16 protein-coding genes and 2 pseudogenes are annotated in these 22,160 nt (G+C 42.3%); 4 read left to right on the forward strand and 14 right to left on the reverse strand.

Going from position 1 to position 22,160, the window contains the following annotated elements:
* Position 1: 1 nt before the first annotated feature.
* The 5 genes and pseudogenes from NSS67_RS26560 to NSS67_RS26580 form a co-directional block, all read right to left on the reverse strand.
* Positions 2 to 1,405: a sugar ABC transporter substrate-binding protein gene (locus tag NSS67_RS26560; protein ID WP_339316732.1), complete on the reverse strand. Its 1,404-nt coding sequence runs from the start codon at positions 1,403 to 1,405 to the stop codon at positions 2 to 4.
* A 437-nt stretch (positions 1,406 to 1,842) separates the two neighbouring features.
* The gene (locus NSS67_RS26565; RefSeq protein ID WP_339316733.1) at positions 1,843 to 2,508 is read right to left on the reverse strand and encodes a hypothetical protein; all 666 of its coding nucleotides are present in this window, start codon (positions 2,506 to 2,508) and stop codon (positions 1,843 to 1,845) included.
* A 629-nt stretch (positions 2,509 to 3,137) separates the two neighbouring features.
* Entirely contained in the window at positions 3,138 to 3,887 is a 750-nt protein-coding gene (locus NSS67_RS26570; RefSeq protein ID WP_339316734.1) for a hypothetical protein, read from the reverse strand.
* Between the two features lie 697 nt (positions 3,888 to 4,584).
* A pseudogene (locus tag NSS67_RS26575) lies at positions 4,585 to 4,815 on the reverse strand (sigma factor); the annotation flags it as partial.
* Between the two features lie 39 nt (positions 4,816 to 4,854).
* Positions 4,855 to 5,904 carry an NAD(P)-dependent alcohol dehydrogenase gene (locus tag NSS67_RS26580; protein ID WP_339316735.1) on the reverse strand — a complete coding sequence of 350 codons (1,050 nt, stop codon included), beginning with the start codon at positions 5,902 to 5,904 and terminating at the stop codon, positions 4,855 to 4,857.
* A gap of 121 nt (positions 5,905 to 6,025) precedes the next feature.
* Here NSS67_RS26580 and NSS67_RS26585 point away from each other — a divergent pair, with 121 nt between their 5' ends.
* Positions 6,026 to 6,442, forward strand: a complete 417-nt coding sequence (locus tag NSS67_RS26585) for a MerR family transcriptional regulator (RefSeq protein WP_339320714.1) — start codon at positions 6,026 to 6,028, stop codon at positions 6,440 to 6,442.
* A 51-nt stretch (positions 6,443 to 6,493) separates the two neighbouring features.
* On the opposite strand, the gene NSS67_RS26590 is transcribed toward NSS67_RS26585, so the two are convergent.
* Positions 6,494 to 6,631: a hypothetical protein gene (locus NSS67_RS26590; RefSeq protein ID WP_339316736.1), complete on the reverse strand. Its 138-nt coding sequence runs from the start codon at positions 6,629 to 6,631 to the stop codon at positions 6,494 to 6,496.
* Positions 6,632 to 6,642: 11 nt separating this feature from the next.
* Positions 6,643 to 6,792 carry a hypothetical protein gene (locus NSS67_RS26595; protein ID WP_339316737.1) on the reverse strand — a complete coding sequence of 50 codons (150 nt, stop codon included), beginning with the start codon at positions 6,790 to 6,792 and terminating at the stop codon, positions 6,643 to 6,645.
* A gap of 253 nt (positions 6,793 to 7,045) precedes the next feature.
* Between NSS67_RS26595 and NSS67_RS26600 the strand changes: the two genes are divergently transcribed.
* Complete coding sequence (locus NSS67_RS26600; RefSeq protein ID WP_339316738.1) at positions 7,046 to 7,249, forward strand: hypothetical protein; 204 nt, start codon at positions 7,046 to 7,048, stop codon at positions 7,247 to 7,249.
* A 218-nt stretch (positions 7,250 to 7,467) separates the two neighbouring features.
* Here NSS67_RS26600 and NSS67_RS26605 read toward each other — a convergent pair.
* Positions 7,468 to 8,078: pseudogene (locus tag NSS67_RS26605) on the reverse strand (RNA polymerase sporulation sigma factor SigK); the annotation flags it as partial.
* Positions 8,079 to 8,278: 200 nt separating this feature from the next.
* Here NSS67_RS26605 and NSS67_RS26610 point away from each other — a divergent pair.
* Both NSS67_RS26610 and NSS67_RS26615 read left to right on the forward strand, forming a co-directional pair.
* Complete coding sequence (locus NSS67_RS26610) at positions 8,279 to 9,070, forward strand: AraC family transcriptional regulator (RefSeq protein WP_339320715.1); 792 nt, start codon at positions 8,279 to 8,281, stop codon at positions 9,068 to 9,070.
* A gap of 231 nt (positions 9,071 to 9,301) precedes the next feature.
* A complete protein-coding gene (locus NSS67_RS26615; protein ID WP_339316739.1) occupies positions 9,302 to 12,733 on the forward strand; it encodes a glycoside hydrolase family 2 TIM barrel-domain containing protein in 3,432 nt (1,143 codons plus the stop codon).
* Positions 12,734 to 13,040: 307 nt separating this feature from the next.
* Here NSS67_RS26615 and NSS67_RS26620 read toward each other — a convergent pair whose 3' ends face one another.
* From NSS67_RS26620 to NSS67_RS26645, 6 genes are all read right to left on the reverse strand, one after another.
* Positions 13,041 to 15,476 carry an RICIN domain-containing protein gene (locus NSS67_RS26620; RefSeq protein ID WP_339316740.1) on the reverse strand — a complete coding sequence of 812 codons (2,436 nt, stop codon included), beginning with the start codon at positions 15,474 to 15,476 and terminating at the stop codon, positions 13,041 to 13,043.
* Positions 15,477 to 15,487: 11 nt separating this feature from the next.
* Positions 15,488 to 16,438, reverse strand: a complete 951-nt coding sequence (locus tag NSS67_RS26625) for a peptidylprolyl isomerase (RefSeq protein WP_339316742.1) — start codon at positions 16,436 to 16,438, stop codon at positions 15,488 to 15,490.
* A gap of 89 nt (positions 16,439 to 16,527) precedes the next feature.
* Positions 16,528 to 18,513: an RICIN domain-containing protein gene (locus tag NSS67_RS26630; RefSeq protein ID WP_339316743.1), complete on the reverse strand. Its 1,986-nt coding sequence runs from the start codon at positions 18,511 to 18,513 to the stop codon at positions 16,528 to 16,530.
* Positions 18,514 to 18,609: 96 nt separating this feature from the next.
* The gene (locus NSS67_RS26635; RefSeq protein ID WP_339316744.1) at positions 18,610 to 20,259 is read right to left on the reverse strand and encodes an extracellular solute-binding protein; all 1,650 of its coding nucleotides are present in this window, start codon (positions 20,257 to 20,259) and stop codon (positions 18,610 to 18,612) included.
* A gap of 25 nt (positions 20,260 to 20,284) precedes the next feature.
* Complete coding sequence (locus NSS67_RS26640) at positions 20,285 to 21,163, reverse strand: carbohydrate ABC transporter permease (RefSeq protein WP_339316746.1); 879 nt, start codon at positions 21,161 to 21,163, stop codon at positions 20,285 to 20,287.
* Position 21,164: 1 nt separating this feature from the next.
* The gene (locus NSS67_RS26645) at positions 21,165 to 22,073 is read right to left on the reverse strand and encodes an ABC transporter permease subunit (protein ID WP_339316747.1); all 909 of its coding nucleotides are present in this window, start codon (positions 22,071 to 22,073) and stop codon (positions 21,165 to 21,167) included.
* Between the last annotated feature and the right edge of the window lie 87 nt (positions 22,074 to 22,160).

Consider the following 22,160-nt stretch of genomic DNA (forward strand, 5'->3'; position numbering starts at 1 on the left):
TTTACTTGCTACCTTTATTCGCTGCTTTCAAAGCATCGAGATTTTTGGTAATCGCATCCTTTGCGGTTGTCTTTCCTGTCCATACATCCCCTAGAATCGATCCTAGCAAGGTGTTGAACTCTGTCGTATTATTCGTATAGAACCACGATGCCGGTCTTGCAGCAGAAGATTGTGCATAATCAACTACAGCGGACTTATATTCTTCATAAGGAGGGAAGTTAGGATTTTCAACCCACTTGCGGGTAAGAGTTTCATCCGTATACCATTTCTCAAGTGTCGGCATCCAGATTCCCGAGCTGATCAGTCCCCAGTTATTTTCTTCAGAGGTGTACCATTTCAGCCATTCCATCGCTTCTTTTGGATGCTTTGTCTGGGAGAATACAACATTCGCTCCACTGGTATTGAGGGTAACCTTCTCCTTCATGTAAGGCAATACAGCAACGCCATAGTTCAGGCCTTCTTCCTTGGCCTTATTCAGACTAGTTCCCACATTCCACGCACCATTAGTAGCCATGGCGACAGTTCCTGCAATGATCGTACGGTGAATCCCGTCATCAGTCTGTCCGACAGACAGCGGAGCAACATGATCTTTCAAATAAAGATCTGCGACCTTTTGAATGCCTTCTATGCTAGCGTCTTCTCCAATTCTCACCTCTGTACCGTCAGCCGAATAGAATCCTCCGCCATTGCCAAGCGCCCAGGTCTCAAGCTGCCAAGGTAAGTTCTCAACGGATGCACCAAACTGAACGATACTCTGCGCATTAAAGCCACTCTCATCCGGATGCTTACCATTTTTATCATTCGTTAACTTCTTCGCCGCGGCTACAAATTCGTCCCATGTCCAAGCTTTATCTAGTACAGCTGGAGGGTATGGCACTTTGGCTTTATCGAACATGTCTTTGTTGTAATACATCAGGAGAATTTCATTGGCAGCCGCATACGCTACCGTTTTCCCTTGATATTTGTAGGCTAAGCTATCCAATGGTTTGCTGTCGCTTCCTTCGTACATTGCAGTTACATCATTCAGCATGCCTTGTGTAGACCACTGAACGACACCATCTTCCCTGAGCATCCCTGTATCAGGCAATTGCTCTGCGGTTGCCATTGTATTCAGCTTGGTCATGTAGTTTTCCCAAGGAATCGCTTGTACTTCTACTTCAATTTTGTCTTGAGAAGCATTAAACTTATCCGCTACTGCCTGGGTTACATTTCCCTCTTCCGCACTTCCCCACATCGAATAGATAATCTTGACCTTCTCCTCAGGCTTAGAAGTTGCGTTCTCGGATGCTTTGGGTGCATCAGTTGCCTTGGTTGCTGTGTTTGTCTCGTTTTTCGCACAACCGATGACACTTAATGATAGTACAGTTGAAAGAAGACCTACCCCGAATGTTTTACCTACTTTCATTTCCCTCTCCCCCTTCATAATTTCATAGATATGTCCAACCGTTTGACCCCCTAAGTTATTGAGTTAAACGTTTAGTACCAACTTTTTTTAATAATTTCAACCTTTGCTTGAAATCCGAATTTTTAGCCAGCGGATACGACTTTTACTATCGCAAATATTTTTATAAAGTGGTATAGAGTCTTCATGAACTTGGGATGTTTTAATGAAGTAAGCGCTTTATTGCTATTGTGTCATGATTTTCCATTAGGGAAAATAGCATTTTTCAACCTGATTTTTAAATATTTCAACTTTAAAGATTCATCTTTTTTATAAAAACGGACACTACATTGCAAAAACGACAATAAGCAGAGCTACACTCCTACCCCAAAGGGAGAAGCACTGCTCTGCTTAAATTATCATTTATACACATATGCTACGATACAGATCGGCATATTTTATTAAGTCATCGAAATTGAATCGTTATTCGCTTTTGGACCCGCTTTTGCCAACAGCTTCCGCGTAAAATTCACATCAAAAAAGTGAATGATGGGTCCCAGACCCAATGCCGACACCAGCGTTCCAAGGCCTATAATGCCTCCTGCCAGGAAGCAGATTAAAGCACATAGAGCATCTGTAAACATTCGATGCCAAAAATAAGAGATTTTCGGAAAGCTATTCTTCATAATCAGGGACAGGCTGTCATAGGGAGCTATTCCCACATCTGATGTCTGATACATGGATACCCCGAAACTGCATACCACCACGCCAATCGCCACGATGACCACTCGCTGCCAAAACAGCTGAGGCTCGCCCAACAAATTTAGCCAGGTACTATGAAAGAAAGTAGCTATGTAGCCCAGAAAAATTGCATTTACAAAAGTTCCAGCTCCGATAAACTTTCGTCCCGTGACAAATTCTATTACAAACAATACTAGGTTCAGTAAAATTAGAAAATTTGCATATGTAATACCGCTTGACTCTGCAAGTGCCATCACCATGCCGCTGAAGGGATCATTTCCCAAGCCAGACAGCTTAAAAATACTGATTCCCATGCCCAGAAATACATTACCTATAACCATAATGACCAATCGTTTTGGATCTACTTTATTAATATTCCACTTCATATGGCCCATCCTATTTTCATATTATGGTTCTATTTTCCACAAACAACGACGTCATTATATCATAAATTCAATGGTTAGAGCTGTTCGATACTTCTTTCACCGATAGAAGCCCTAGTATGCTTAAAGGAGATTTTATCAAAATAAACTCCGTTTTTATAATAGGCTGACTGTTTGAATTAACCATTTTATAGTTCCATATTTGTTTAAGAGGTAGTACAGTTTCAGTGGGCACTACTATAGGGTCTGGCGTTGCCAAGCTATAATCATCGCCTAATGACTGATTTTTCTAAAGCTTCCTCTTCGAATGCAATAACTCTATAATCTGATCACTAGCCCTTCAGCTTAATGTCCTCTCCATCATATTGCAGCATAAAGACCGGACGGATGGGGTAGGATTCAAACAGAACCCAAAAGACCAGCCGCGAAAGTCTACACCTGTTTTGATATAGCTTAAGTATGTAAAAATCTAAAGCATGAAAAACCGCCATTTTAAGTGGCGGCTTCGTTACCCCTTACTAAGTGATCACTGGTGCACATCTAGGAGCACTATGGTTTACATTTTAATAGGACAATTTATGTCTCTGAAAGCATTTACCTAATAGTTCCTTTGAGGAAACCACCTAGTTCCCTCAATTCTCTAAATTATATAAGAACTCATTCAAATCACTTTTAGCACTGTTAATAGATTCATTAAATTCTTCCAAATCATTGCCGAAACTCAAGCTGTTAATAGCGTTGAAGTAATCCGTCAAAATTAAATTATACCATTGCATGAAATCGGCTCGACTATTGTTTATTCCTTCTCTATTCATTTCTAGACGTATTCTTGCCAAGCCCTCTTCCACTGATACTTCTTCATTCTTTACTTTAAAGGTTAGCATGTCTATTTCTTTAACGATTGCTTCACCATTTTGAATGATGTATTGTTCAGTATCGTTATAAACATATGTGGCTTCAACCTCTTGCACTTGGTTTACCATTAATGTATGAACCTGCCCCGGTTTATCTCTGTTATTAAGGTAATCAACTATCAAGCTAATCCCAACAAACGCAATAATTAATACCCCAATGATATATTTCCCAAAATGACGTATGCTCTTCATTTTTCTTGGACTTGATAAACTCTTGTTAGTAGGTTCGCCAATCCGGCTCAGAAACTGATTGTAAATTTTCTCAGCTTCAATAAGTTTACTCTTTGCGTCGGTATCTAAATGCTGATCATGTTTTTGCGAAAACTTTACCAACACCTGAAATGCCTGATGTACCTTGTCGGTCTGAAATTCATTTTGTTGCACCTTGTAGTTTTCAATCGCAACGAGTAATTTCTTAACTCGATCGTCAATACCAAATGAATAGCGGTACTTATTCTCTTGATTCATTATCACACCTTTTCCTTTCCGTGATTTACAATATTAGTTTTTCTATAACACGTACATGAAGCATTCCTTCATGTTGTTCTTACAAAACGCGATGTTATTGAACGGAGTCTTATTTATTTAATATGTATCTGTTGTGCAAAAATTCATCAAGAAGGGAATGGATTCTACAACAAGGTCTGTACATCATTATTAACTGCGAGACATCTAGTGAACGAATATCATTAATTGAATGGTTCAAATCGATGTTTGGTAAACCATCGATGCTAACACTAAGCCAATCTTCGCAAAGCAAATCAGGCTCCAGTGGTTCTCTATGTTGAAGTCACAGTACGTGTTAATCAAAAAAGTGATCGTGGTCGTATACTGCTTGCTTGAATTGCTGCATTATCCATTTTACCTAAAATTCCCAATAGCACTATAACCTTGTCTTCATTTAATCCATATCAATCGTGTTTCCTACCTATGTGAAAGCTCAGTATTAAAGCGAAATTCCGACTAGAAATACAAACCGGCTAAATAGAAACTCAGTGATGAGTTTCTATTTAGCCGGTTTTGAAAACCATATCGTGAGCGGGTTAATTTACAATGACCACATTCTACTAACTTCAACTTGTCATTGTAGCTTAATTCGTAAATATCCAAAGCTTCTTCCTTCGACCGGAATAACTCCCTCCCACCATTCCTACAATCATCCAGACTTATTCCCCTCTTTGTCTGTCCAAATTGGATCGTGCAAAGATACATCTTTACGAGTCTTCTTCAATAATCTTTGATGCATCAGAATTTCGTTTTCAATGCAACTGGCCACAAAAGTGGCCAGTTTTGTGCCTTTGTTCGGACGGTAACTCTCGATAGCTTTAATAAGGCCAATGGTGCCGATGGAGATTAAATCCTCCATGTCTTCCCCAGTATTATCGAATTTTTTGAGGCTATGGACACGATATGATGTAAAATAAGAGGTCGATCCTTACTCATTGCCCATCGTGCTAATATCAATTACAAACCGGTAACGGACATCTGAAGCGAGTACGCGCTCCCAGGCTTCATCGATCTGGTCGGCAGAAATCACCTCAATCTCAGACGCAATATTGTGTTCGGCGCAGAAATTGAGCATTTCCTGTGTTTCACGGATTCCACCAATCATCGATCCGGCAAACGAGCGGCGGTGACCGATCAGTGAGAATACGTTAACTGCCAATGGATCAGCGGGCGCACCGACATTGACTAATGTACCATCCAACGCCAAAAGCGAAAGATAGGCATCGATATTAATCTGCGCGCTTACAGTGTTTATGATTAGGTCGAACGAACCGGCAAGCTGCTTAAAGGTCTCAGGATCGCTGGTCGCATAATAATGGTCCGCCCCTAATTGCAATCCGTCTTCCTTCTTCTTCAGTGACTGTGATAACACAGTAACCTCAGCTCCCATGGCATGAGCAATCTTCACAGCCATGTGCCCAAGTCCGCCAAGGCCCACCACAGCTACTTTTTTGCCTAGAGCGGCTCCCCAATGGCGCAGCGGTGAATAGGTTGTGATTCCGGCACATAAAAGTGGTGCAGCGGCGTCAAGCGGAATAGCGTCAGGGATCCGGACCACGAAGTCTTCGGTTACGACGATATGGGTGGAATAGCCGCCTTGCGTATACTGCCCGTACCGGTCGATAGCTCCATAGGTGCCCGTATTTCCACTCAGGCAATACTGCTCCTCACCTTTATGGCAATTACTGCACTCACCACAGGAGTCAACCATACACCCTACCCCTACCCGGTCGCCCACTGAATATTTTGTGACTCCAGAACCAACCTGGCTGACTATTCCGGCGATCTCATGTCCCGGAACGAGCGGATAGTTAACCGGCCCCCACTCCCCGCGGGCGGTATGAATGTCCGAGTGGCAAATACCAGCGTATTTAATCTCAATAAGGACATCGTGCGGCTGCAGATTACGACGTTCGATTGTAGTTAGCTTGAACGGACCTTCCTGACTGAATGTAGCACGTGCATTAACTTTTATCATAGTGAAACCTCTCTTCTAGTTCAAATTAAATTCTGTAAACTTCGGCTTTACAAAACATATGTTATTACTTAAAGTTAACTCTAAGTCAAGCACAAAATACAATTTAGACTGGAGATACATGATGAAGACATATTCCATAAGTGAAGTTGCAGAATACTTTAACATGACACCACATACCCTACGTTACTATGACAAGGAAGGTCTTATGCCTTTTATAGAAAGGACCTCCAGCGGGAAACGCGTTTTCAAGGAATCTGATATGGACACTTTAAAAATTATTGAATGCCTGAAGTCATCCGGGATGCCGATTAAGGAAATAAAACATTTCATTGAGTGGTGCTCTGAGGGGGATTCCACCTTGCAGCAAAGATATGACATGTTCCTGGAGCGGAAAGCTTCCGTAGAAGCACAGATGGAAGAATTAAAAAAAACGATGGAAGTCATAGAACATAAATGCTTCTATTACAAGACCGCCTTGGATAGCGGTTCGGAAGAGGTTCATAAAAAAAATAAATTAAAGAGTGCATCTACTCATTAAAAATGGACCGCCTATTTTCAGTAAAGGCAGGGCAGATTAATCTGCCCCGCCTTACTTAATTTGGGCGCCTTTTTGCCACGAAGCTTCTCCCACGCCAATCGCTACGATGACCACTTGTTGCCATAACAGCTGAGGTTCGCCGAACAGAGATAGCCAAGTACCTTGAAAGAAAGTAACAATATATCCCAATAAAATTGCGTTTACGAAAGTCCCGGCTCCAATAAACTTTCTTCCGTTATGAATACGATTACAAACAATACCAGGTTCAGTAAGATCAGAAAATTCGCATATGTTATACCCACGTACTCTGCAAGTGCCATTACCATGCCGCTGAAGGGATCATTCCCCATGCCGGACAGCTTAAAATACTAATTCCCATGCCCAGAAATACATTGTCGAAAGCCATAATAATCAATCGTTTTTATCGGCTTTATGAATATATCCCTTCATATTGTCCATCCTATTTTCATATTAAAAATGTCCCTTACAACAACGACGTCTTTATTTCACATTTTATATTGCTCGACGGTTATCTTCATTGTTGCTATTCAATGATTTGAATTGGAAAGAAACACAAAGACTATACAGAAAGGAGACGATCAAATGAAGGATAACAAAAAAGCTCCGCTTGACGGACGTGGCCCGGGTGTTGATCCCATAAACGGACCCGATTCAAGCCTGGCTGACGATATGGGAGCAACAAGTAAGCTGGAAGAAATCGTGGGTGCATTGCAGGGCGACGAGCCAGAGGTCACAGCTCCCGGCATTTCTCCTGATAAACAAAAAGATACAGAAACAACGGACTGAACATTATTTGAAGAGAACACAGCTTATTATGGCTTATTCCAGGAAAGAGCCTGTCCGATATTATTACAGCTAATGAGGTATCCCGTTTCTTAATATTTACAGGATGCGGGATACTTTATTGTCTAATCACCTTTCCTAAAAAAACAAAAGCAACTTATCCGCAGACAAGTCGCCTTTTAATGCTTTAATGTTAACAGGTCTACCTTATGACTTTAAACTCAACGCTTCGCCTTATAATACTCATGATACAGCTTCATCAGCGCCCTTTTTTCTATCCTCGAAACATAACTCCGCGAGATCCCAAGTCGCAATCTCCCTCTGCGTCCTCTCTTCTCCACCTGTATCAAGTCCAAACCGACCCACCACAACTTCCTTTTCCCGATCATCCAAAATATCGAGGTTGCGATAAATCTTGCTCTTCTCGATCTTCAGATCGACTTCTTTAATGACATCATCAGCTTCAGAGCCAAGGATATCGATCAAAGTAATCTCGTTGCCTTCCTTGTCTGTCCCAATAGGATCGTGAAGAGATACATCTTTACGTGTTTTTTTCATTGAACGAAGGTGCATCAGAATTTCGTTTTCAATACAACGGGCTGCAAAAGTGGCCCGTTTTGTCCCTTTGTTCGGACGATAGCTCTCAATAGCTTTGATAAGGCCAATGGTGCCGATGAAGAGAAGGTCCTCCATGCCTTCTCCGGTATTAACGAATTTTTTTGAATATATGCGCTACAAGCCTTAAGTTATGTTCCACATGCATATTCCGTGAATACGCGATCCCCTCCGCCATCTGCGATAGATGCTTTATTTCATCCGTTTCGGATAACGGTAGGTACTAGTCCATAAAACTGTGTATTATCTCTTTACTCTTGCTCGTTGCTACCCGTAACGATATAGTTGAATTCAGAGCTAGAATAATAAAAAATAAATACAATATAGCTTAGCATATATCTCATGCTGCAATTGAATTCGAGTTTATATATCATTGCAGATGTACAAATATGTCTATCCATATCGTTATCGTTAGGAGTGATAGGCTTGGCTGAAGTACGAGCTTATATTGGTACGCATACAAAGGATTGGCAAGACGAATATCAAGGAAGTCATCGGGAAGTAGAAGTAACGATGATTCTTGAGGGAAGCGGTCTTTTTCGCCATACTGATAAAGAAATGCAGGTTGAAGCTGGACAAGTCGTTCTCATTCCCTCCGGGATCCTTCATTCATTTCATGCAATAACTCCAATTCGCTTCGGTGTTCTTATCTTTGATAGGCTGCCATCACAGGTGGAGGAATGGTTTCATCGATTGATCGTGGATGGACTTCCCCGTATCATCTCCCTATCTCGTCTGGATCAGGACCAATACGAACGATTGTTTCGCGAATGGCTGCGCGTTCGCTCTTCTATATTAAAGGAACCATTGCGGCTTGATCTTGTCTGGGTCGAGCTGCTGCTCTTGTTCCTTAACGAACATACACACACTGATCGCCAGGCGTTATCCATAGCTCACATTGGTGATTATATTCGCCAACACCTTCATGAAGCGATACAAGTATCTTCCTTAGCTGATATGGCTGGACTCTCTAATGATGGATTTAGAAAGCGTTTTAGTAAAGTATACGGCATGACACCGAAGCAGTATCAGCAGCAATGTCGACTTACAGAAGCTAAATGGTTATTAAGCTCGTCTGACAAAGATATGCAAGCTATCGCAAACCTGGTGGGCTTTGTACAGCTTCATTCCTTTTCTTTATGGTTCAAACGGTTGGAGAACATTCCACCCTCGGAATGGAGAAACCATCAGCGTTTAAATCATCATTAGCTAAGGTTATCTATGTATCGACATGGATCTATGTTGATCCTTGAGGCAATGCAGTCGAGTTTCAAGTAAATAATGCTTGGTTTTTGTTAACTACATACTGAATAGAATCCCTTATGCTAAATGTATCAGATGATCTTCAGATCTGAAATGATGGATGTCGAGCACACATAACGGCGGCTATATGATGTATTCGATATTCAAACTGACATTAGCCAGGAGGATGAAATTACGATGTCTATTCACGCAGCCTCACAAGCTCAGACCAAAGTTTGGGATATACCTACCCTAGTACCAATTCCAACTCAAGTAATCGAAACTGCAGTTCCCGTCATGAGCCTCAACTCCGATGCAGGAGTGAATTGGATATTCGGAATCGGCCGATTATCTGAAGAGCAAGTGCTTAAGAACGATTCCAATATCGAATGGCGCCACATTCAGGTGCCAGGTGAAGTTGCCATGCAAGGACATAACATTGAGAATGATGTCCCTTATTACTACAAATCATCTATTGGAGTTCCAGTTGACACTGTAGACAAAACGGTATTACTACGATTTAACGGCGTCTATTCCAAGACTAGAGTATGGGTGAATGGTACTTTTATTCGCAGCCACAAGGGTGGATTTACTACATGGGACAGCGATATTTCATCAGTCATAACTCCCGGTGAACAGGCCGAAATTATCGTTGAATTTATCGACGATATATGGGATCCATCCATCGGAAGTCTTTATGCGCACCATAATATAGGTGGGATTATCAGCAGTGTTCAGCTGATCGTAGTCCCTCATACACATATAACAAGACTGCACTATGAAGTAGACTTCGATCACGTCTTCGAAGATGCTGAATTAAAAGCACATGTCGGTGTTCATCTTGGCGCGGCAGAAGCAGCATCGTTGAAGCTTGAACTGTACGATGCTAATCAGTGCCTCATTCCGCTGGGAGATACGACGGTTAAGTTCGATCAGACTGCACAAGAGCAATACATCATCTCTCCTATCCAACGTCCTCTGAAATGGGACGCCGAACATCCGAATTTATATACGCTAGTTGCTACCCTTTACGCAGGTCAAGAGTTGGAACAACTGGAGCAATGTAAATTAAAGGTTGGTTTCAGAAAAATCACCTATGGTGGAATGAATGGCACAGACAAACGTGAAATGTACATCAACGGTCAACCAATTAAGCTTAGAGGAACTTGCCGGCACAACATACATCCAACCCTTGGCCGGACAACAACACCTGAATTGGATCGACAAGATGTACTTATGCTACATGCGCAAAATGTGAATTATGTGCGCACCTCCCACTATCCGCCAACGAAAGCCTTTTTAGAGGCTTGTGATGAACTAGGCATGTATGTGGAGGAGGAAACCGCTGTTTGTTTCCAATATGCAAACGGTTCCGGTCCTTGGGGTGATGATGAAGCCTGGTATATGGATCAATTCTCTGAAATGATTGAACGTGACAAGAGTCATGCCTGTATCATTATCTGGTCGCTGGCGAATGAATCGGGCTGGCGGAAAGGTCCTGAAGGGGACAAATTCCGGAAGCAATATCAATATATTAAACAAGTAGATACAAGCAGACCTACAAAGTTTAGCTATCCATTTATGGTTGAGGACGGCTCGACAACAGATATATTTAGTGCCCACTATGCTAATTACAAAGACAACATGGCTAATTATCTATTCAACTTTGGCGTGTCGCCTGATGATATCTACGTCGACCGTAAAACGCCGATTATTCATGATGAATATGCTCATATTGCCTGCTACAATCTAAATGAGCTCGAACGCGATAACAATGTACGCAACTTCTGGGGCGAAAGCATACAGCAGTTCTGGGAATCGATCGTAACGACACATGGAGTACTAGGTGGAGCCTTGTGGGCTAATATTGATGATGTGTTTCATCTACCTGAAGGCGTTATTGAACGACATCAGCAGCATTCCGTCGGTTCAGCGGCTGGCTATGGCGAATGGGGCAACATGAGCGATCAATGGCGTCGGGAGAAGCCTGAATGCTGGTTAACGAAGAAGGCATATTCCCCTATACGCTTGCAGGATCGGGCTCTTGGTCATCCTGACAATATGGAAATGGTCATTCCGGTTAAGAACTGGTTCAATCATACGAATCTGAACGAGGTTCAAATCAATTGGACGATTGAATGTGCTGGCCTAGTTATTGAGCAAGGACAGCAATCAGGTCCAGATGTATCGCCTTATTCGCAAGGAGAGATTGTGCTACCGAAGCGGAATTGGAATGACGCCGAAGTGCTTCACATTCAATTCTTTACAGCGGATAAAGTTATGGTGGATGAATATCATTTGCCAGTTAAAGCTTATGAAGTACAATTCGAGGAGCAATCTCACGATTTGCTTCAACTTGTGGAAACGAATGAACACATACGTGTTTATAATTCAGTTATTGAGCTCGTTTATTCTACCGAGCAAGCTCAGCTGGTTCGTGGAAGCTACCAAGGAAATGTCATATTAACTGGAGGGCCGCATCTACACTTAGAGGGCGAAGCACTTGGTGAATGGAACGGAGAGAGCATAAGTGCAGTATGGCAGGACTCTGGAATAGACCCGTTGAGTCTCGAACAGGGTATGACAGTCGAAATCACGATTCAAGGTCATTATGCTAACGGGTTGAATGTGCAATATATTCAAAGAATTTATCCTAGTGGCAAGCTAGTTACACGCTATAAACTGATCGATGGCACGGTTAGCAGTGCTCTATTTGAAGTAGGAATCTCCTTCGACATTCCGAACACCGTCACACAAGTGGATTGGAAGAAAAAAGGACTACATTCCAGCTATCCAGACCAGCATATCGGCCGATTAAGTGGATGTGCACTGCGTGTGCGGGAAGGTTCAATTGAACAGCCTGATACGTACGGACTGCGCCCAACGTGGGACTGGAAAGACGATATGAATAACTTCTATTTGGACTTAAAAACTGATCCTTGTAAGGGCTTGGTAACGCGGGATTTCAAAAGTATGCGCGAGTCTGTTTATTACTTCTCAGTTAACTTTCAAGACACTGCGGCGAGAATTCGCGTGGAGTCACAAGGAACTGAAGCGGTACGTGTACGTTATGAAGTTGAGCAACAAACTATGATCAATGATGGCGATACTCAGCAATTGAATTACTCCGGCAACTGGAAACAGGTTGAGGATTCGAATTATTACCTTGGGACAGCAACGAGCTCAAACGATCCAGGAGCTAAACTGGAACTTATCTTCTACGGGACAGGCATTAACATCCTCTACGCTCAGCATCGTAATACAGGACGGATGCTCATCAGTGTAGATGATGGCGAATCCGTGCTTATCGATACATTTAGCGATATTGGAAGAACACTTTATCAGCAACGATATGAAATTAAGGACCTAGCACTAAGCGAGCACAAACTTACAATAGAAGTACCTCAGCAATTGGATGAGGCTAAAATCGTCATCGACGCCTTTGAAGTGTCGGACAATACGAAGCCTAGAGAGATCCAAGCAAGTCTAATTATCAATAATAAATGGAACTATGACGGCTTAGGCTGGGGCAACTATGTTGGATACCCGATCGAAGTAAACGCAGGTTATGAGCAGGAAGTTACGATCCGCTTAACTGATCATAATAACTACACACTGCGGCATGCATAAGTGAAACAGGAGGCTTGCCCTCATCGATTCATAAGCTTACGAGAAAGTCGGTCTATATCTAGGCAGATCACTCTGTTCCTTTAACATTCCATAAGAGAATATTACATTATTGCTTAATTTCAAATAACTAGTTTTAGTCCATCAACAACATATAAATAACCTGCAGAAATGAGACATAATATCTCATTTCTACAGGTTATAAATCTTAAAATCCCAATTCACCGCTTCGCCTTATAAGACTCATGATACAGCTTCATGAGCGCCCTCTTCTCTATCCGCCAAACATACCTTTTTAATACTTATCACTTTATGGTACAGGCACGATCTGCCATTGCTGATTATAACTATTACTAGAATTCCACTGAGTAATTGAGCTCCCATCGTTAGTTGAACCGCCGGAAACATCCATGACCTTGCCACTGTTTTTATTTCTTAAAACATAATAGCCTCCACCCATATCTTCTACACTCCACTTCTGATTATTGCCACCATTCACAGACCATTGAATAATCTGACCACCATCCGCTGTTGAGCCACCTGAGACATCCACCGCCTTGCCGTTTTCTTTGCTAATGAGCTGGGAGTAACCACTTCCATCCTCCACGAGCTGCCATTGTTGATTATCCCCGCCGTTGAAGGTCCATTGCTCAAGCTGTGTTCCATCATTCGAAGAATGCCCTGGTATATCTAATGCCTTGCCACTGTTGCGATTTATGATCTTGTAATATGGAACATCTATTGGAGCGACTTGAAGATTATCATATTGCGCAAAATTCCATCCACTTCCTAGTCCTACCATGCCACTTCCCGTACGGCTATCCGTAACCGAAGCAATCTGGTTACTGTCCACATAAGCTTTAATATTCGTCCCCATAAAAGATAGCTTTACATTATGCCACGTATTAGCGGAAAAGCCGGACATTACTCCTGATGCGAGAACAACATCGCTCCCTGTCTCATAGGAATATGGATCCCCATAGCATAGATACCAGTTTCCAGTGTCGTAAATACTCAGCCGATATCCTTTATAGTCGTTGACGTTCCCACCTGACAGTGCTCTACCTATTCTCCCATATATGCTAACTGCACCTGAATTTTCTATAAGTGTGTCTGTACTAAACTCGTAGTTGCGCCAATTCAAATCGCCGAACTCTGTAAATGTGCTTGGATTCGGGTAGTTCCCCCAGCTATTCCATGGTATTTGTGGTTTTAATATGACCTGACGCAAAGCCTTACCTGATCCTCCGCCATATCTATTGCTGACCTCAAAAGCTCCTTCAATATCATAGAGATACTTAGGCGTTGCGCCAGTTAAATAGCTATCGAAATTCTCCTGATAACTGCTAATAAAGGAGCTATTAGCTGGAATTGGATTCACCGCACTCCCCTTCTGCTGTCCCGTTGTAGTTGTCAATGAATAGATCGAGTTGGGCTCTAAATTAATAGAATATGTACTACCATTAACTTGAACATCACTCTGCTGCATAAATTGTGAGCTACTATTGGATTTCCACACATGAACTGTCCCTGTTGAAAGACCACCCGTCAAGTCAAAAGTCATCGCTTCAGCTTCGTTCCCAGTGACAATGACAATACTATAATCACTACTATCAGATTTTTTGAAAGTAACATAGGAAGCTCCACCTGTTGTGACTCCGCAGCCACTATCAAGATACCGCCAACCGGGTTGTGCAAATTGGGTGGTGTGCGCCGCTGCCCAAACGGCAGGCTGTACAATATAATGACCTGACCACGGACTATTCGCTTCCATAATCCCGGAATGTGCCCAGTTCGTGTTGTCATATTGCGAAGCGATTAAATGCCATACATTTGTTTTCGTCATCTTGCCTTGAATATAATTAAGATTCATTTCCTTCGCTAAGCTGTATGCACCATTCCAATCTCCGATTCCCGTCCAGCCTTCACTTTCCCACAAGGGAAGACCACTGTTCTGAGCAGTGCTTGTCGTAGTCCCATTCACGTAGTGATACCCTATCGCTACCACGGCATTTTTCAATGCAGCATCGTTGACTATTTGGTTTGCAAATATCCAATCATTACTCAATATATCCGGTGCAACGATTTGGACATGTGAGAGATTGTTATGATCTAATGTAGGTCTTAAAATATTGACAATATAATCTCTGACCTGCTGAGAGGTTCCGTTGAAATGCTCATTCAGGTTGCCTCCGATATAATCCAGATCATAACCCCACACGCTCTTTAGGCCCTTGATATAACTCACAAGATAGTCTGCATTGTCTTGCGACCATATATTGCCGTTATCAATCCACCCCGGTGCTCCCCACTGCAATCCGCTCAGCTTTATATTGGGATTTCTCTTCTTGGCTTCGTTAATGATCCAGGTTTCATACCCACGTGTCATATTTGGATTTACATTCTCGGCTCTTGTCCTTGCATGACTTGGCTCCGTCCCACTCGTTGAGTTAATATCGCCACCAATTTCTACTTTTAACTCTTGGTATGACGCACCGAAATTAGGCTTGAATAAGTAGTCTAGAATATCACTACGGTAGGGTTCTGGATAATCAATCAGCAGTTTGGTGTTTCCACCACCTCCACTGATGACGCCCTCCCCCTCAAAAATTCTTCCCGAACCTGACCCGTCGATCTGGATCGTAGTGTTGCCCGCCGCTTCAACGCTAGATATAAATCCTAATGATGATAGGAAGAGCACTGTAATTAGAGTAATACATATGGATCCCTTAGTTTTCTTCAACATGACATCATCCCTTAATGGCTTACTTCAGCATTCCATTGAACTTCGGCTGTTGTACTCAAGTTGTCCATATAAGATTGATACTGCTTATCTATGGCGTGGAGATACACCTCATCACGAACCACTTCGAAAGATTTATATCCCTCTGCTAATCGGTTACTACAATAAACAATTACGTAATTACCTTGATCTATCAAAATATTGCTATATTGTCCAGCTTGTAGCTTGTTAGCCTGTCTGAAAAGCTCTTCCCGATACTTCATATAGTCACGCTTATTCTCTTCGGTAATTGTTTCTTGAACCGCTTTCGTCGCATCGAATTTTCTATCGTTGTAAAGATCAATAAATGATTTGTTATTACGTAGCGCTTGATAAACGACTTCAATTCGATCCCGAGCGCCTTTCGCGTTTGAATGTATGGGCTCCTTTAACACTTTCAACTCGATTGTCGGCTGTATGATGTAATCTTCCTTAGCTTCTGTATATTCTCGCCTCAAGGTTACTTCAGATAAATCCATAACACGTTCTGCTAGCGTCTTCTTCAAGAGAAGCTCTAGTTGCGCAAATTCATCATTGTAGTAATTCTCTAACGTGTATTGTTTAGGGCCATACACAACTTCTTTGTTCGCAATAACCTGCGCTCTTCGTTCATTTTCTTGATGAAACCGCGATAGCAACGAAGAATAGGATGCCGAAGGTAATAAGTCATATTGTACACCTTCGAGCTGCGTGAGCTTCACCCGTACGAGTCGATCACGTGCCTGCTCCTTCTGTCCACTGCCACGTAATGCAGCTATATTCTGGACCAATGCATATTCAGCATTTACGATAGGTTCACTGTTCACCGTCGCAATCGGATCTGAATTTGCCGTGACTTCAGGAGGAATCGAGCTGCTACAGCCTAATAATATAAGAACACTTAGAATTACAACGCAATATACTCGGATTTGCTTCGCTCTGTACAATCAAGCACCCTCCTTGTTGAATGGTGGTGATAGGAGCTTAGGCACAAACCCTTATCTGCCTCTATGCTAAGCTCCTATCAACAATCCGTCTATTGCACTGCTACGATACTCCACTGCTGATTACTGCTCCCGTTATAAGACCATTGAATGATTTGTCCACCATCCGCCGTAGAAGCTCCCACCACATCTAATGCTTTGCCGCTAAGCTTACTTATAAGCTTGAAATAGCCATTCCCTTCATCAATAATCTGCCATAGCTGATTATCTCCACCATTGTTAGACCACTGGATGACGGATGCTCCATCTGAAGTAGAGCTATCCGCTACGTCAAGCGCCTTACTGTTTTCTTTGCTAACAATCTTATAATAGCCAGCCCCAACATCGATGATCTGCCATTGTTGGTTGTCTCCTCCGTTGTACGCCCATTGTCCAAGCTGTGTTCCATTTGTAGAAGAATGACCTGGTATATCTAGCGCCTTGCCACTATTCCTGCTGACGATCTTATAGTATGGCGAAGTGAAAGCGCTACCACTATTGCCTGCAATTCCCACTCCATTATAGGCACCACGATTCGGTGTTCCACTCGTGCCAACCGTGTTCCCCCAATAATCCTTACCTCCGTTATTCTGAACAACTACGCCTGAACCTAAAGCAGGCGAGTTCTGTAGCAATCGATACCCATCGACCGATGTTCTTCCGATTCCCCCAGAGCCTGGATTCACAAACAATGGATTCGACGTCTGCTTATGCGCTTCGGTAGGCTCAGAGCTTGGGTGTATACCATAGTACAAATTATAATCTGATACTCTTCCGCCACCGCTAGACTCGTATCCACCCGTACCTAAGTTATAAATAATATTGTTGAACATCCACCACGTGTTGCCGCCCCAATCCCCTGCAATAATATCTGTCGCTAATCCATTCCCAATGTAGAAATTATTATTGTACACCTGAAGCCCTGTTTGTGTACCTTGGCTAAATACGAGCAAGCCTCGATGATCATTCTGGGAAATGTTATACCGCACCGTTGTCTGATCTACTTTACCAACATTTGAACCCATGAGTAATAGGAATCCACCGTCATTATCATGACTATAATTGTATTGAATGATCGTTCCCGTACAGCCATAATCAGCATCATAACCCGTTCCGTCCAATGTCGTGTGTCCGTTATAGGCCTCATTGTATTGAATGATCGTGTTGTCGGCATCCCAAGGCCAAATGCCAGCATTATAACTACCTGAGCGTAAATTAAATCCATTGACCGTATTATACTCAACGATCGCACCATCCGTTTGTTGTGGTACGATACCATCTCCTCCAATACCTTGTACGTAGTTATTTGATATAACAACATTCGTGCTAGGATACCAGTTAGGTGTAGAGGTACAGTTCACATCGGGACGACACCAGAATTCGGATACAATTACGATCCCCGTCCGATCCACATCTGGGCCAACCGTATTACCATCAATCAACACATCATTAAATTTCGATAGAACAGATCCCTTCGATACATACATAATCCCTGCGCTTCCATCCGCATCCTTCGTGTTATCCCCCCACACATCATGCACATTGTTGTTCTTCACATAGATGTGATTCAAGGTTCCCGCGCCGTCATTCACAATAAAGATTCCACGGCGTTTCGAGTTGTAGCCATTATAATTCTTCACTTCCAAATTATTAATTTCCCAGTAACTCTGGTTGTAGAGGTATATAGTTGAAGAAGCGCCATTTCCATCTATTAATGGATTCACTCCACTTCCGTATTTATCAATCATAATAGGGGATCCGTTGCTTCCTGAACCTAAAGGATGCAATTGCCCGGACCAGCTTCCGCCTGCCTTAAATAAAATCCGGTCGCCGGCACTGAACGTCGTTGCGTTTACCTTCGTTAGTGTCTGCCATGCCTCTGTTTCACTCTTACCAGAACTCGAGTCATTGCCTGACGGATCAATATAATATGTTGTACTCGCAGCCTGTGCCTTCCCTCCTAGGATGAAGAAGCTACACACAATAAGTAGAGCCAGAGTAACATACATATTGAGTGATTGAATCCTAAGTAATTTCATAATCCACACTCCCTGTAGGTTTCGTTGATTACTATCATGTGTTCCAAGTGATAAAAAAGAGGCCAAACATAGCTTGACCTCTCTCTCGTAAATAACTTATTTAATACCACGTGCCTCTGCATCTTGATTCACTTGTTCAATCGCCTCGGATAAGCCCTTCGCATCGTATTCTTTCAAAATTTTAGCCCATACATCGGATACGTCACCCTTATCCAAAATCACTCGAACAAGATCGTCATTCGGCTTTAAATCAGGTACTGTATACATCTTCACAAGTCCTTGTATGTCAAAGTTCGTTGGAATTCCCACTGTATTCGCATCGATCCACTTCTTAGACTCTAGTGCCAGCTTCAGATTATCCTTACCAAATGTGATCTGATTGACTTCATTATCCATCATATTCAAATCCTGATACCACGCAGCAAGCGTTGTAAGAACACCCAGGCTCGGATAGCTAAGCGGTGCATATTGACCGTTCGCATCTTTCTCTCTAGTAATCGTAATATTGTCACCACTACCAGTGTAATCTTTACCTTCCATTCCGGATTTCAACAGTGTCTTGCCTTCATCTGACATCAAATAATTATACAATTGTAGAATACGGTCCATCTTCGCATCACTAACATTGGCGCTAAATGAGCTCTCAGACCAGAAGGTCGTCGTTGTGAAATGATAACGCTCGCCTTCATCGCCAGACCAGATTGGGAGGAAGCCAACCGCATCCGTAAATTTTTGACCTGGGTTATATTGATTCCATAACGTTTCGAGCTGCTGCAAATGTCCCACGTAGACTGACAAGGAGAGGACACCTGCTTTACCTTGTGCAAAATTCGTTCTAGCATCATTCGATTTCTGCAGTGCAAAATCTTTATTCAATAACCCACTCGTATACAAATCACGTGCTTTCTTCATCACATCCACATACTTCTGAGACTGATAATATGGAATCCACTTATCGTCTTGCTTAAGCCATGCTGAATTCGTCGCCTGAGGAAAATCACTAGACAAGGCATACAGAAGGTAAGACGGGTTGTCAAACTCTAATCCATTCGTATCTTTCTTGCCATTTCCATCTGGGTCATTATCCACTAGTGCCTTTAACATGGTTTTAAATTCATCATAACTGTTCGGAAGCTGGAGCCCTAGCTTCTCCATCCAATCCTTTCGTACAAGAAGTGCACGATCAGCACCCCAGCCATCTGCATCCAAATAGGTGTATCTCGGAAACGTATAGTACTTCCCATCTAACGTCATTGTCTTCACATCGCTCTTATCCAGATATTCCTTCAAATTTGGATAAGCACTCATATCATCCGGTAGAGCACGAATAATCCCCTGCTTCGCCCATGTATTATATAAGGACACATCATCTGTAAAATCGGATGTAAAGATATCCGGTAGCTCGCCCGATGTTGCCCATACCTTCGTCTTGTCTAGATAGTCACTCCAGCTTACTTGTACAGGTTTGATTGTAATATTGAATTTTTTCTGTATATATTGCAGTAATTCATCCTTTTCCGGATGTTCAAATGCCTTGCCGATATCCCACATCGCAAGGGAAATATCCATATGCTCCTTGTACGGATCATTTTCTCCACCTTGCGTACTCTCTTTACTATTACTTGATTGTGACTCTTCTGAAGCTGCTTCTTTGTTGCTTCCACCGCAGGCCGTTAATAGGATGGATAGCATAAGAATCGCACACATCGCGACCAACCAAGGTTTTCTTTTCTGTTTGTTAAACATAAAACTGAACCCTCCTCGTTTTCTATTATCCTTTGATAGCCCCGATCATGATACCTTTGGCGAAATACTTCTGAAGAAAAGGGTATACCATAAGAATCGGCAGTGACGCCACCATAATGATGGCCATTTTTAAATTTTCCGGGTAAACCTGTGCCTTAGATAGTGCCATCGATGCTCCGATATCCCCCTGCATCATTTGCTGATAATTCATTAGTAGTTCCCTCAGCATGAGTTGAAGTGGATACTTGTTCATATCTTTAATAAACAACATACCATGCCACCATTCATTCCAGCGATCTACCGCATAGAAAAGTGAGAGTGTAGCAATCGTGGGCATCGATACTTGAACAATGATCCGGAACAGAATATGGATGTCGTTGGCTCCGTCAATCTTAGCTGACTCCTCTAATTCAGGAGGGATCGCCCGGAAGAACGCGATGATGACCATTAGATAAAAAGCATTCATAGCCATCGGAATAATCATGACCAGTATGGAATTGACCAAATAAATGTTCTTGATCGTCAAGTAGTATGGAATCAATCCACCACTGAAGAACATGGTGAATATAATGAATAGCATGGAGAATTTCTGACCAGGTAATGTTTTCTTTGTCAACGCGTAACCAGCGGATATCGTCAATAGCATACTAAATGCCGTACCAACTACCGTGATAAAAATGGTAACGAACATGGCATTGACCATCTTCCCATTCTCAAAAATGAATTCATACGTCCTTAGATCAAATGATGAAGGAATTAAATAGATTTGATGTTTAGCAATTTCAGCGGCATTTCCAAACGATAATATGAACACGTTATAGAATGGGAATGCGGATATGATCGCTAACAAACTCAAGAACGCGATAATGAAAAAGTCACTAGTCGAAAATTTACGCGTGTGCATCTTATAACAGCCCCTGTTCACCAAATTTTCGTACTGAATAATTCGCACCCCACAGCATGGCAAAGGCAATAATCGATTTGAGCAATCCCACTGCCGTTGCAATTCCGAAGCTATTACCCGATTGGATCGAATATCGGAAAATGAACGTATCTAGGATATCAGCCGTTTCATACACTGGTGGATTGTACAAATTAAAAACCTGATCAAAGCCACCGTTCATAATCCCCCCGATCGCAAGAATAAACATGATTGCAATCGTACTCCGTATTCCCGGCCATGTCACATATAGAATTCTATGAAAACGATTGGCTCCATCTACATAGGCTGCTTCATACAAATCCGGGCTAACACCTGCAATCGCCGCCAAATAAATAATGGCTCCCCAGCCGATCTCTTTCCAAACGTTCGAGATAAATAGAAATGCTTTATACGTGGAAGCGTTTACGAGAACGTCCGTCTTATCCAAACCAAATGCGACCAGAGCCTGATTAATTACACCACCATCTCCGAACATATTTACGAGAACTCCACTAATTACAACCCATGATAAAAAGTGAGGAAACGTGAATACTGTCTGCATCCATCTCTTCAGCTTCGTGCTCGCAACTTCATTCAACAATAATGCCAGGATGATTGGAGCTGGAAATTCAAAGACCAATCGTCCCAAGCTGATCAGAATGGTATTAACAAAGGCTCTCTTAAAGTCGGGAAGATGAAATAAAGTTTGGAAATTTCCGAATCCAACCCATGGACTATTTAAGATCCCCAGTCGGAAATTAAATTCCTTAAATGCTAGAATGATGCCATACAAGGGTACATAGCAAAATACAGCAAAATACAATAACGCCGGAACAAGTAACACATATAACAATCTGTGCTCGTATAACCTCTTAATGATTGATTTCTGCATGATGACCTCCTCTTTCTACCAGCTGATATTCTAAAGATAAGCGATTTCATGACAAGTAAAAATGGAATATATGTTGTTGTTCATTTA

Source organism: Paenibacillus sp. FSL R10-2734 (assembly GCF_037963865.1).
GTDB lineage: Bacteria > Bacillota > Bacilli > Paenibacillales > Paenibacillaceae > Paenibacillus_AQ.